Genomic DNA, 14,170 nt, shown 5'->3' on the forward strand with positions numbered 1-14,170 from the left:
GTTATAATAAAAGTTTAAACATTTTTTTTCTGAATGAGAAAAGAAGTTTTTCGTTTAAGCCATTCTTTATTGGTTGTTATTTCAAAGAACCATTTTCTCATTCTCCTGTCAGTAAATATTTTTTTTATGATTTTTATTTTGGTTTCATATTTAAGTAATACCTTTAAGAGTTTGTATTTAAATTTAGATTTCTGTTCAATACGGTTTATAAACTTTTTTAAATATTTTTTAGTTTTTTTATCATTTTTCCAAAGTATTTCTTTTGGTTTGCCAAGAGTTATATGACAAATTGCTAAATAGGAATTCAACAAAGTTTTTAGTTTTTCAATATTAGATATGGCTTCTAAAGTATTGGTTTTAAATGAAAGTAGGTATATGTCGTAAGCGTTCCTTAAGTTAATGCTTTTTAATACATAAGCTTTATCATTTATTTGGTTTGAAATAATTGATAAGCATAATTGATTTTGATAATTTAAAAAGTACTCATTATTATTATTAACTATTAAATCATTAGATACAGAATTATAGTTGTACTCTTTAAAAAACTTTTCAGATGTAAGTTCATCATGTACTTCAACAGCTGCTATTTCCTTATGTTTTACTAATCTAGAATGATGTCTTGTATGTGGAAAAGGGTTTTCCAAGTAAGAAAGTTTAGAGTAATCATTTTTTTTTAAAATTTCTACAGTTTTAAGATAATCTTCTTTTCTTACAATAAAATCAATATCTCCAACCATACGCTCAGCTACATCTTTATATAAATTATTCAATAGATAAGCTGTACCCTTTATGAAGATTGGTGTTACGTTGTTTTTTAATAAAACTGTATTTATTTGTTTAGCTTGCTTAATTATTTTTATGTTACGTTGACGATTTAAGTTTGTAATATCCTCTAAAAAAAATACTAAATCTTTTTCTAAAAATTTTAGAAGTTCCATTTCTTTTAATTTTATATACATGGCAGGTATAACTAAATGTGTACTACTAACTTTTACTACGCTCTCCCAATTAACTTTTTTAAATTTTATTTCTTTTTCTATAAAAATTTGATTTTCATGATTATCAGTAATTGTTAGACATTTCCCAATAAAAAACAGCGTTTCTTTGTAATTCATTCTATAAATATAAATATAATTATTTAATAATATAATTATTAATATACACGGGTTTTAGATAAAGTATTTTTGTTAGATTTGTTGATATTAAAAGTGATATGTATATAATTACAGGAAATAAGGGATTTGTAGGTCAAAATCTTTCAAAATATTTAAAAGAGAAAAAGAAAATAACGATAGGGGTATCTAGAAAACCAGATAACTTTGAAGTTGCCTATTCAAAATTTAATTTACTTCTTTTAAATCAGTCTAAAGGTGTAATCCATTTAGCAGGAAAAGCACACGATTTAAAAAAAACATCAGAAGATTCAGAATATTTTGAAGTAAATACAGAGTTAACAAAAACTTTGTTTGACCAATTTTTAAAAAGTGAATGTGAAGTTTTTATTTATATGAGCTCTGTAAAAGCAGCAGCAGATGTTGTTGACGGTATTTTAATAGAAGATGTTACACCAAACCCTGTAACTGTTTACGGAAAATCTAAACTAGCTGCAGAAAACTATATTTTGTCTAAAGAGATTCCGCAAGGTAAAAGGGTATATATTTTAAGGCCTTGTATGATTCATGGACCAAATAACAAAGGAAATTTAAACCTGTTGTATAGCTTTGTATCTAAAGGAATACCTTACCCTTTTGGTAAATATGAAAATAAAAGATCTTTTGTTTCAGTAGAAAATTTGTGTTTTGTGATTAATGAATTAATAGATAACACTAATATAGAATCTGGGGTTTATAATGTTGCCGACAATGAATCACTATCCACAAAAGATTTGGTAAAAATAATGGGAGAGGTTACAAATAAACCTGCTAAGATTTTGAAGACACCTAAATTTTTAGTGAACACTTTAGCCAAATTAGGTGACATCTTACCTTTACCTATAAATTCAGAACGATTGCAAAAGTTAACAGAAAACTATGTTGTTTCTAATCAAAAAATTAAAAATCAAATAGAAAAAGAACTACCTTTATCCGCAGAAAAAGGAATAGAAAAAACGATAGCATCATTTTAATATTTATGAAAATCTACGTACTTGTTACTTTACTTTTAGCAGTATTATCTTATGTATACTTAAAATTAGCAATTAAATTTAAGATAATTGATAAACCAAATCAAAGAAGTTCACATACAAAAATAACAGTGAGAGGAGGCGGAATCATTTTTCCTGTAGCCATTTTATTGTTTTTTATTTTAAACGATTATCAATACCCTTATTTTGTTTTAGGTGTTTTTTTGATTTCTGTCATTAGTTTTTTAGATGATATCTATACTTTGAGTTCTAAAATTAGATTTCCTTTTCAGTTTCTAGGCGTTTTTTTAATTTTATATCAAGTAGATTATCCTTTTTCTCCATTTTATTTGTATGCTGTATTCTTGATTTTAGGAATAGGAGCTGTAAATATGTTTAATTTTATGGATGGTATTAATGGGATAACTGGCTTGTATTCTTTAGCAGTGATTTCGGGTTTGTTTTTGATAAACAATACTGAAAACATTGTTGATAATGACCTATTAATATACCCAGCAATATCATTGGTGATTTTTGGGTTTTATAATTTTAGAAGAAAAGCACTTTTTTTTGCAGGGGATATAGGCAGTATTGCAATAGGTTTATTTATGTATTTTGTGGGTTTTTTACTGGCAATAAAATTATCATCACCGTTAATCTTATTACTTATTATAGTGTACGGAGCCGATGCAGGAAATACTTTACTTTACCGTAAAATTTTTACAAAAGAAAGTATTTTTGATCCGCATAGGCATCATATTTATCAGAAGTTAGTAGATGTATATAAAATTTCTCACTTAAAAGTAGCTAGTATTTATGCTATACTGCAATTGTTTGTAAATTTTATTATTTTTAAAACCTATAAGTTAGAACTGTCTTCGCAGCTTATTGTTTTTTTTGTTTTGATATTTATTTTTATAGTAAGTTATATATTGTTATTTAAAAAAATAAAAAGAGACTTAGTTTTTAAAAATGAGTAAAAGAATAGCGCTTTCGGATAGTAATATTTCTGTGAATTTACCATCAGAAATAAACACAGCCAATTATAATGTTATTGCTAATTTCGAAGATAAACTTGAAAAATATCTTGGAGAAAAAAAACATGTTGTAGCTCTAAATTCCGGGACTTCTGCTATTCATTTGGCCTTAATATTAAGCGGAGTTACAGAAGGAGATGAGGTTTTATGTCAGTCTTTTACCTATATTGCTACGGCCAATCCTATTTTATATCAAAAAGCAAAGCCAATTTTTATTGATAGTGAGTTAGATACTTGGAACATTTGCCCGAAGCACTTAGAGAAAGCCATTCTAGATAGAATAGCCAAGGGTAAAAAGCCTAAAGCAATTATTATCGTTCACCTGTATGGTATGCCATGTAAAATTGATGAAATTGTGGCTATTGCAAAAAAGTATCAAATCATTTTAATTGAAGATGCTGCGGAGGCGTTAGGTTCGATGTATAAAGAACAAAAATGTGGTACTTTTGGAGATTTTAGTATCTTTTCTTTTAATAACAATAAAATAGTATCCTCATTTGGCGGAGGAGTATTGGTGTGTAATTCCATAAAAGAAAAAGAAGAAGCTATTTTTTTGGCAACGCAAGCTAAAGATAAATCAGAATACTATTCACACTCTAGGTTAGGTTTTAACTATAGAATGAGCATTGTTTCCGCCCTTATTGGTACTGAAGAATTAAGTTGTTTAAATGATTATGTCAGTGCAAGAATTGCGAATCATCAAAATTATGAAAGTCTTTTAGACGGTGTTAAAGGTGTTTCATTATTTAAAGAAAATGATGATTTTATAAAGTCAAATCATTGGTTGAGTTGTATTTTGATTGATTCTAAGGCTTCAAAATTTACTAATAAGAGTTTACGAGATCAGTTCGAAAAAGAGAATATCGAATCAAGACCCCTATGGAAACCTTTACATTTACAACCAATTTTTAAAAATGATGCTTTTTACGGTGGCAATGTTGCAAATAACTTATTTCAAAAAGGCTTATGTTTGCCTTCTAGTGCACATTTAACAAAAAACGATTTTAACCGAATATCAAATTCAATTCAGAAATTTTTGTAAATTCGTTTTTTATATCTCAAAAAATAATGATAAGAAATTTTTTTTTAAAAGCGTTAAATAAATATGCCTCGAAATGGGTTGTTTTTGCGATAGATATTCTTCTTGTTTGTTTATCCTTTATTATGGCTTATTCTATAAGGCTTGATATAAGTTTCGATTTTGATATAAAAAATGTTATTCCACAACTAACAATTGTCGTTATAATTTCAGCATTAAGCTTTTTAATTATTGGTTCTTATAAAGGGGTTATTAGACATACAGGAACAAAGGATGTTTTTAACGTTTTTATAGGTGTTACGATTTTAAGTATAAGTTTAAGTTTTATTGTTGTATTTAATCAACTCTTTAAGATTTATCCATCTTTTACAATTCCGAATTCTATCATATTAATACATTATTTAGTATCTGTTTTTGTGCTTATTATAAGTAGATATGTGTTTAAAGCGTTTTTTGAAATTATTTCAACAGAGTTAGATACAATAACTAATGCTTTGATTTATGGTGCTGGTGATTCCGGAATTATAACTTATGGTGCTTTAAATAGAGAAAGAAAAGGAAGTTATCAAATTTTAGGTTTTATTGATGATGATAAAAATAAAGTAAATAAAAAAATTGATAGGATTCGTGTTTATGATATATCAATGATCGATCAAAATTTTATCGATAAGCATGATATAACAGAAGTTATTATTTCGATACAGAAAATTAAACCTAGCAGGTTACTTGAGATAACGGACAGTTTAATAAAGCTAAATGTAGAAGTTAAAATTGTACCGCCTTTAACTAAATGGATTGATGGAGATTTACAAGCAAATCAAATTAAGCAAGTAAATATTGAAGATTTATTAGACAGAGAACAAATTTTAATTGACAATCCTATCGTTCAGAGAGAAGTTGAAGGAAAGGTAATTTTAGTTTCAGGCGCTGCAGGTTCTATAGGAAGTGAAATTTCTAGACAATTAAGCCTTTATAATTGTAAATTGATTGTTTTAATTGATCAAGCTGAATCACCTTTGTATGATTTACAACAAGAATTGATTCAGAAAGGTGTTACAAACTTTGTTGCTATTGTTTCTGATGTAAGAGATAAATTTAAAATTTCAAGAATTTTTAAAAAATACAAACCTCAAAGAATTTTTCATGCCGCTGCATATAAACATGTACCTTTAATGGAAAAATCTCCTTATGAAGCTATAAAAGTGAATGTTTTAGGAACAAAAAATTTAGCAGATTTAGCTATTGAAAATAAAATAGAGCGATTTGTAATGGTTTCTACCGATAAAGCTGTAAACCCGACAAACGTAATGGGCGCATCTAAAAGAATAGCCGAATTATATGTAAGTTGTGTAAGTAAAAAGTCTAAAAAAACCAAATTTACAATTACTAGATTCGGTAATGTATTAGGTTCTAACGGTTCTGTAATTCCTCTATTTAAAAGGCAAATTGAAGCAGGAGGTCCTTTAACGGTTACTCACAAAGAAATTACAAGGTATTTTATGACGATTCCTGAAGCGTGTAGTTTGGTTTTAGAAGCTGGTACCATGGGGAAAGGAGGAGAGATTTATATCTTTGATATGGGGAAATCTGTAAAGATTTTTGAAATAGCAAAAAGAATGATTTATTTATCTGGATTAAAATATCCAGAAGATATTGACATAAAAATTACAGGTTTAAGACCAGGTGAAAAATTATATGAGGAGTTATTGGCAAATGGAGAAAATACGATTAAGACCTATCATGAAAAAATTATGATTGCGAAGACTCAAAAAATAGATGCAAAAGAGATTAAACCTAAAATTGAAGAATTAACGACTACTTTTAGTGATTTAAATAATAGCGATTTAGTCGCTGTTATGAAAGGTTTAGTGCCCGAATACGTATCAAATAATTCTGAATTTGAAAAATTAGATAATGTTAGTTAGTATTTGATTTTTATATTATTTTTGAAAAAAATTTTACATGAATAAGATTAAATTTATTTTTTTACTTTATTTAATAATTACTGCATCAGCATGTGTTTCTAATAAAGATATTGCCTATTTTCAATTTGATGAAATTGACCAAAATAAGGTGAGTAACAAATTTGAAACAATTTTTAAACCTGACGATTTATTACAAATTACAATTTCTTCTGATGATTTGGAAGCTACGAAGCCATTCAATTTACCAGTAGCGTCTTTTGGTACTTCAAATTCTGCTGTTGGACAACCAAGGCAACAAGCTTATTTGATAGATAGTAAAGGAGAAATTGATTTTCCTGTATTGGGTAAATTAAAATTAGGTGGACTTACAAGAGAAGAAGCTCTTGAGTTATTTAAAAATAAATTAGATCCGGATTATATCAAAAACCCAACAATTAACATACGTATTTCTAATTTTAAGATTTCAGTTTATGGAGATGTTAAGAAGCCAGGAACGTATACAATACCAAACGAACGTGTTAGTATCTTAGATGCTATAGGTTTAGCAGGTGATTTAAATATTTCTGGTAAAAGAAAAAATGTGATGGTGATTAGAGAAGAAAATAATCAAAAAAATAAGTACTTCGTTGATTTGACTTCAAATAAGACCTTAACCTCTCCGGTATATTATCTTCAACAAAACGATGCTGTTTATGTAGAACATAATTATGCAAGAATTCAATCTGCTTCTTCAAATACAAATACAAGTTTATTTATATCAGTTACAGGTTTAATTATAACGATAGTATCTCTCATAACAAGGTAAAAAATGCAAATACACAAAGATAGTAATTCATTAAACTTTGATGAATCAACTGAAACAATAAATATAAGAGAAGAAATTGAGAAATATATTTATCATTGGAAATGGTTTGTATTAGGTGTTTTTGTTTCATTTATTTTAGCATTTTTATATTTAAGGTATAGTACACCAGAATATAGTGCTTCTGCATCAATTTTAATAAAAGATAATCAAAAATCAGGTATATCTAAAGAGTTAGAAGCTTTTAAAGACATGGGTATTGTTGGTGGTAGTTCTGCCAATAATACAGATAATGAAATTGAAATCTTAAAATCAAGAAAAATTATTGGAACTGTTGTAGATTCTTTAAACCTTACAACCATCTATTCTAGGGAAGGAAGAGTGAAAAGGTCTGAGATATATGGAGCTATTAATCCTATTAATTTAAAATTAACAAACTTTAGTGAAGAATTTTTAAAGCGTAGAAAAGATACTTCTTTTTTAGTCAGTTTGACATCCAATGATAAATATGAATTAAAAAATTTACAGGGTGTTGTTATTTCTAAACATAGTTATAGCGAGCTTGTTGTTTCAGATTTAGGTCAATTTATTATTGAAAGAAAAAAAACATCTAATGACGAACTAAACGAAATTATCATAACAATTATAAGAAGGGATAAAATAATTGATAAATTTAAAAATGCGGTTAATATTTCTCCTGTGAATAAAAATGCGAGTGTATTAAATTTATCTATCACGTATCCCGTTCAGGAAAAAGCAGAAGACTTTTTAGATGAATTGGTAAAGCAGTATAATTTAGATGCGATTGCAGATAAAAGTGAAGTATCACAGAAAACCAAAGATTTTATAGATGATCGATTGGAGGCTATCGGTAGAGATTTAAGTGCAATACAAGACAAAGTAAAAGATTTTAAGACTGATAATAATATTACAGGTCTTTCAGGTGAAGGAGAATTGGCCTTAGCCACTGCAAATGCTAATAATGATAAATTAATTGCAGTAAAAACAGAACTTGAAATAGCTAAAGGTGTTTACCAAAACATCAGAAAAAATTCTAATAATAGTGAAACTTTACCACAAAATTTAGGGTTTTCAGATGTCTCGATAGCTGAATCAATCAAGCAATTTAATGATTTAGTTTTACTAAAAAATAGATTAAGTGTGAATGCAGGAAGTAAAAACCCGCAAATTATTCAATACAATAAAGAAATTGAAATCCTTAAAATTAATTTAAAACAAAGTATTTCAAATTTAATAGCATCTTTAGAAACACAGTACAATCAGATAAATAAAGAAGCTAATAAAGTTAAATACAAAGTTTCTACAATACCGTTGTTAGAAAGAGGTTATATCGATATTGAAAGAGAACAAGAAATTATTTCTGGTTTGTATTCTTATCTATTAAAGAAGAAGGAAGAAACGGCAATTTCTCTAGCAGTTACTGTACCTAATGCTAAAATTATAGATGAGGCCTACAGTTCTGGAGTTCCTGTTTCTCCTAAGAAGAAAATCATTTATTTAGCGGCAATATTATTAGGTTTAATTGTACCTTTTGTAATAATATATTTAAGAAATCTTTTAGATACAAAGGTGCACAGTAAAAAAGATATCGAAAGTGCATTAACAGTTCCTTTTTTAGGTGACATACCTAGATCTGAATCTAAAGAAAAAGTTATCGTTGGTAGCGATGCTCGTTCTAGTGGTTCCGAAGCTTTTCGTTTGGTTAGAACCAATTTAGATTTTATGTTAGCGAGTAAGAAAGGTTCTAAGAAATTTATTTTTATCACTTCTACAACAAGTGGAGAGGGTAAATCATTTATTTCGATAAATCTTTCTGCAACATTAGCATTATCTGGTAAGAAGGTGTTACTAATTGGTATGGATTTAAGAGCGCCAAAGGTTACTGAATATTTAGGTTTAGAAAGTAAAAAAGGTGTAACAAATTATATTACGAGCAACGATTTGACGCTTGACGAATTAAAGTTTCAAATTCCGCAGGCGCCAACATTAGATATTATTTCTTCTGGAGCAATACCTCCAAATCCTGCAGAATTATTAAGTGGTGATAACGTAAAGAATTTATTTGCAGAAATTGATACAGAACAAGATTATGATTATGTTGTAGTAGATACTGCACCTGTTAATTTAGTAACAGATACTTTGCTAATCTCTAAGTATGCAGATATGTTCTTGTATATTGTTAGAGCAAACTATTTAGATAAACGTTTATTAGCGGTACCTCAAGAACTTTATAAAAATAAGCGTTTACCTAATATGTCTATCGTTTTAAATGACACAGACCCTAAGAGAAGTTATGGTTATGGATACGGATACGGTGGCTATGGTTATGGTTATTTAGCAGAGGAAGAACAAGGGAAATCTTGGTTCGGAAAAATTTTTAACAGAAGTTAAAATTATTAATAAAAACACAAAAAAAGGAGCAATTTTAATTGCTCCTTTTTTTTAGTTAAATACTTTACTATTGTTATCTAGTAAATGTTTTATTTTTTTTAGATTTTTTTGAGTTCCAATCTTTTTTAGTAACTGCAAATGATTTTTATGATGTGTGTCAGAACCAACAAAGTCATAAAGGTTTTGTTTTAATAATTCATTACTTATCTTTTGAACATTTTTACCATATTGCTCAGTTAGTGATAATAGATTTAACTGAAATAAACAACCAGCTTTCTTAAGTTTATGGTAGTTTTGTAAATCATTATGAAAAAAGTTATATCTCTCTGGATGTGCCAAAACTGGTTTGTATCCTTTCAACTGAATGTCGAAAAGTACATCATATAAATTCATTGGAGCATTAAAATAAGACATCTCAACAAGAATGTAATTTCCTTTTAAAGTCAAAATATCATTTACTTTAAGTCTATCAATAAATTGCTCGTCCATCATGTATTCTGCAGCAGCATTAATTTTAATGTCACTATAGCCTTTGTTTTTTAAAGCAATTCTTACTTCTTCTAATTTACTTTTTATAGTTTCTGATGAATTCGAATATACGTCGCCTAAAACATGCGGTGTTGTTATAAAATTTTTTATTCCATAAGAATACATTTTCAAAATTAATTCTACAGAGTTATCAATATTTTTAGCACCATCATCTATACCTGGAAGTAAATGAGAATGGATATCAACAAAATTATTTGTAAAGAAATCTGTTAACGGAATTTCTTTCTTTTTAAAGAAAAACATAAAGGTTTTATTTTTTGCAAAAATACTAATTTATAATTTCTTTGAAACGAAAACGATTGAAGTTTTAATAGCTATTGCCAATTGATTGAAGTTATTATATATTTGATTAAAACAATAATATTATGATTTTAATTGCAGACGGAGGTTCTACAAAAGCAGATTGGATTGCTTTAAATACGAATAAAAAAGAAGAATTTAGAGTTCGAACTTTGGGATTGAATCCTGTAGTTGTAGAGGAAGAAGAATTGCATAATAGAATTATTAATATGTTTCAGCTTATAAATATTAAAGATGATGTAACAGAAATTCATTTTTATGGTGCAGGTTGTGGTACACCAAAACCTACTGCAGTATTAAAAAAAGTATTAGAAACTATTTTTGTAAATGCCAAGGTTTTTATTGCTGAAGATATGTTGGCAGCTGTTTATGCTGCTACAGGTAAAGAACCAGCAATAGTATGTATTTTAGGAACCGGTTCTAATAGTTGCTATTTTGATGGTAATCACATGGAAATGGTTGTGCCTTCTCTTGGATATATTTTGATGGATGAAGCAAGTGGTAATTATTTTGGAAAAAAACTAATTATAGATTATTACTACAAAAATATGCCAAAAAAAATAGCTTCAAAATTTGAAAATGAGTTTAATTTAGAAGCAGATTTTATAAAAAATAATATTTATAAAGAAGCGAATCCTAATATGTACTTGGCAACATTTGCTAAATTTATGTTCGATTTTAAAGATGAAAAATATATTAAGAGGTTGATCAAAAAAGGATTTCAAGAATTTTTTAAATATCGAATATTGCCTTATAACAAAGACGAATCAACAAAAATTTATTTTATTGGTTCTATTGCGCATTATTTTAGTGATATTTTAGAAAAAGTTGCAAGTAAATACAATCTTAAAATTACTGATGTAATACAAAGACCAATAGATAACCTGTTAGAATATCATAAAGAAAATATTAATCTATAAAATTTAATATTCTTTCTAAACCCATTCCTCTAGATCCTTTAATTAATATTTTTTGATTTTCTAGAGGATTCTTTTTTATAAAATCTTCTAATTCTGAAAATGAAATTAATTTTTTATTTTTTGTTGTAGTTTTATAAAAATTCTCGCCTACATAAAATGTGTTTTCGAAGTTAAAACTATCAGCTAAATCGACTATATATTGATGTTCTATTTCAGCAGAACTACCTAATTCAAACATATCACCTAAAATAACAGTTTTAAATTTAGACTCTAATCTAACAAAGTTTTCTAAAGCAACTTTCATGCTCGAAGGATTTGCATTGTAGGCATCTAAAATGATATAATTACTATCTTTATCTATTATTTGAGAACGATTGTTTGTTGGTGTGTATTTTTCGATTGCTGATTGTATATCTGCTTCTAAAACTTTAAAATAATTACCAATAGTAATTGCAACTGCAATATTATTATAGTTATAAGATCCAATTAGATTGGTTGTAATTATGTTGCTGTTAAATGATAATTTAACAAAAGGAGAAGCGTCAATTAATTTTATAGAATTATTAAAATGAATTGTATTACAACCATTAGTTTTTTGTACTTGAAGCTCGTCATCAGTATTAATAAAGACAGTTTTATTATTCTTTTTTAAATAATCGTATAATTCACTCTTGCCTTTAATTATACCTTCTACACCACCAAAACCTTCTAAATGTGCTTTTCCAAAATTTGTAATATATCCATAGTCTGGATTCGCTATTGAACATAAGAATTCAATTTCTTTTTGATGATTTGCTCCCATTTCTACAATTCCCATTTCTACATCCGGAGTAAAAGAAAGAAGTGTTAATGGAACTCCTATGTGATTGTTAAGGTTTCCTCTTGTTGCTTTTGTGTTATATTTTTTAGATAAAACTACATTTATCAATTCTTTTGTAGTTGTTTTACCATTACTACCTGTAAGTGCAATAATTGTAGCTTTTAACTGCTTTCTGTGGTGGCGAGCTAAGTCTTGTAAAGTTTCTAAAACGTTCGTTACAAGAATTGTAGTTTTATTATTATGATACTCTTCTTCATCTATAATAGCGAAACTAGCACCTTTTTTTATAGCTTCTGCTGCGAATTTATTTCCATTGAAATTAGCTCCTTTTAAAGCAAAAAAAAGTGTGTTTTCTCTAATTTTTCTAGTGTCTGTATCTACTAAGTAGTGTTTAGAGTAAAGCTTATAGATTTCTGTTATATTCATAAAATAAAGATATAAAAAAACCTCATTGTGAAGTTACAATGAGGTTGGTTTTTTTTAAATCTACGTGTATTATCTACTAGGATTTCTGGCAGTACGTTTTTTATATGTCATTGGACCAAATTTGTCTGTAACACATCTAAAACCAATAAAGTTTGTTGCCATATATTCTGGTAAATACCTTCTTTGAGCTGGATCTAACCAATACTCTCTATCTGCCCAAGAACCACCTTTATAAACTCTTGTTTGATCGCTAATTAGCGTTCTTCTTTTCTTGTCATCATTTATTAATACATCTCTACCAGATAAAGAGTCTCTAAATCTTGCAGGTTTTTTTGGTGAATTATACATACTTGGTCTAGAAGCAAAACGATCTTCATCATCTTCATAAAATCTACTAGAATTTAAATCACCATCATTAATATTTGCATTTTCTGCTCTAGAAAAATTAGTTCTAAAAGATGCATCATCTTTTGTAATTGGGACATATTTAATTGTTCCAGGTAGTTGTTTTGGTATAACGCTACCATTTGGTAAAGTATCATATTCTACAGCTACATCATTACCAACAATAACAACTTTTCCTTCTTGATTTATCATTTTTTTAGTAAATAAATTACCTCTAAAATAATTAAAATCATTTGCTTCGTTATCGATAATTGGTCTATAAACATCAGCAACCCATTCTGCTACATTACCAGACATATCATATAATCCGAAGGCATTAGGAGGGTAAGATTTAATTCTAATAGGAATATCAGAACCATCAGAACTCCAACCTGGTAAACCACTATACTGTCCTTTACCTTGTTTAAAGTTAGCTAATTGGTCTCCTCTAAATCTTTTCTTTTGAGCTCTTGTGTATTTACCATTCCAAGCATATTTTTTTCTTCCTCTAACAGTATTATATTCTCTGTTTTCTACAATTGCTTTTGCTGCAAATTCCCATTCTGCTTCTGTAGGTAATCTAAATTTTTGTTGAAGAACGCCGTCTGCTTGTGTTATTTTTCTACCTTGAAAATCATCTTTTCCTGGTTTTGGATCACCTTTTTGTCTTACAACTCTGGTTCTTACACCTCTTTTATAAATTGTTGTATCTCCATCAAAAAGCCTATCAGAATCATTTAAAAATCTTTCTGTATCAAAAAAGTTTCTTGTAGAGTCAGATTCAAAAATGTTTTTGATATGACCTTTATCAATTAACTTTTTTAAGTTTACTGCGTTTGTTCTCCATTTACAGTATTCATTAGCTTGTAACCAAGTAACACCAACAACTGGGTAATCTGCATATGCTGGGTGTCTAAAATAATTTTCTGTTAAAATATCGGTATTACCTAAACTTTTTCTCCATACTAAAGTATCTGGTAAAGTAGAATTGTAAATGTGCTTGTATTTCTCTTCAGAAGGAGAGAAAACATCTTTCATATATTGCACATATAAAAAGTATTCAGAATTTGTTACTTCTGCCTCATCCATAAAAAATGAACGAACGTGAATTTTCTTCGGAGTTGTATTCCAATCGAACATTACGTCGTCTTGAACTTGCCCCATTGTAAAAGAACCACCTTCAATATCTACCATTCCTAACGGAGTTTCTTGGCCTTCGAAAGAGCTGTTTCTTATATAATTTCCGTTTTTAGGATCGTTAAAAGATAAACCAGTCAATCTAGATTTACCAGTTGTAGATCTATTACAATTTGCTAAAAGCAATGTTGTGAAAACAACTAAAGATATTTTAAAAATTTTTTCCATTTCCTAATCGAAAATTATTTAGGGTTTTTATTAAGGATGCAATTTACAATAAATAAAATTTTGTGCAAG

At 28.0% G+C, this 14,170-nt stretch carries 11 protein-coding genes; 7 read left to right on the plus strand and 4 right to left on the minus strand.

Going from position 1 to position 14,170, the window contains the following annotated elements; translation table 11 throughout:
- Positions 1-14: 14 nt before the first annotated feature.
- Positions 15-1,115 (minus strand): nucleotidyltransferase family protein, encoded by a 1,101-nt coding sequence (locus BXQ17_RS14060; protein ID WP_077811245.1) that lies wholly within the window; start codon positions 1,113-1,115, stop codon positions 15-17.
- Between the two features lie 98 nt (positions 1,116-1,213).
- Between BXQ17_RS14060 and BXQ17_RS14065 the strand changes: the two genes are divergently transcribed.
- The 6 genes from BXQ17_RS14065 to BXQ17_RS14090 are packed head-to-tail and all read left to right on the plus strand — an operon-like array spanning position 1,214 to position 9,337.
- Entirely contained in the window at positions 1,214-2,125 is a 912-nt protein-coding gene (locus BXQ17_RS14065) for an NAD-dependent epimerase/dehydratase family protein (RefSeq protein WP_077811246.1), read from the plus strand.
- Positions 2,126-2,130: 5 nt separating this feature from the next.
- Positions 2,131-3,102 (plus strand): glycosyltransferase family 4 protein, encoded by a 972-nt coding sequence (locus tag BXQ17_RS14070; protein ID WP_077811247.1) that lies wholly within the window; start codon positions 2,131-2,133, stop codon positions 3,100-3,102.
- Positions 3,095-4,201, plus strand: a complete 1,107-nt coding sequence (locus BXQ17_RS14075) for a DegT/DnrJ/EryC1/StrS aminotransferase family protein (protein WP_077811248.1) — start codon at positions 3,095-3,097, stop codon at positions 4,199-4,201. The genes BXQ17_RS14070 and BXQ17_RS14075 overlap by 8 nt, the downstream gene beginning before the upstream one ends.
- Positions 4,202-4,227: 26 nt before the next feature.
- On the plus strand, positions 4,228-6,123 hold the full coding sequence (locus tag BXQ17_RS14080) for a nucleoside-diphosphate sugar epimerase/dehydratase (RefSeq protein WP_077811249.1): 1,896 nt from the start codon (positions 4,228-4,230) through the stop codon (positions 6,121-6,123).
- A 37-nt stretch (positions 6,124-6,160) separates the two neighbouring features.
- On the plus strand, positions 6,161-6,928 hold the full coding sequence (locus BXQ17_RS14085; RefSeq protein ID WP_077811250.1) for a polysaccharide biosynthesis/export family protein: 768 nt from the start codon (positions 6,161-6,163) through the stop codon (positions 6,926-6,928).
- 3 nt (positions 6,929-6,931) lie between these two features.
- Entirely contained in the window at positions 6,932-9,337 is a 2,406-nt protein-coding gene (locus BXQ17_RS14090) for a polysaccharide biosynthesis tyrosine autokinase (protein WP_077811251.1), read from the plus strand.
- A gap of 51 nt (positions 9,338-9,388) precedes the next feature.
- Here the strand turns inward: BXQ17_RS14090 and BXQ17_RS14095 are convergent, their stop codons facing one another.
- On the minus strand, positions 9,389-10,129 hold the full coding sequence (locus BXQ17_RS14095) for a tyrosine-protein phosphatase (protein ID WP_077811252.1): 741 nt from the start codon (positions 10,127-10,129) through the stop codon (positions 9,389-9,391).
- Between the two features lie 122 nt (positions 10,130-10,251).
- Between BXQ17_RS14095 and BXQ17_RS14100 the strand changes: the two genes are divergently transcribed.
- On the plus strand, positions 10,252-11,106 hold the full coding sequence (locus tag BXQ17_RS14100; RefSeq protein ID WP_077811253.1) for an N-acetylglucosamine kinase: 855 nt from the start codon (positions 10,252-10,254) through the stop codon (positions 11,104-11,106).
- On the opposite strand, the gene murF is transcribed toward BXQ17_RS14100, so the two are convergent.
- Positions 11,096-12,352 carry a UDP-N-acetylmuramoyl-tripeptide--D-alanyl-D-alanine ligase gene (murF, locus tag BXQ17_RS14105; protein WP_077811254.1) on the minus strand — a complete coding sequence of 419 codons (1,257 nt, stop codon included), beginning with the start codon at positions 12,350-12,352 and terminating at the stop codon, positions 11,096-11,098. The genes BXQ17_RS14100 and murF overlap by 11 nt on opposite strands.
- 69 nt (positions 12,353-12,421) lie before the next feature.
- Positions 12,422-14,101 (minus strand): gliding motility lipoprotein GldJ, encoded by a 1,680-nt coding sequence (gene gldJ, locus BXQ17_RS14110; protein WP_077811255.1) that lies wholly within the window; start codon positions 14,099-14,101, stop codon positions 12,422-12,424.
- Between the last annotated feature and the right edge of the window lie 69 nt (positions 14,102-14,170).

The sequence above is a fragment of the Polaribacter sp. BM10 genome (assembly GCF_002005425.1).
Taxonomy (GTDB): Bacteria; Bacteroidota; Bacteroidia; order Flavobacteriales; family Flavobacteriaceae; genus Polaribacter; species Polaribacter marinaquae.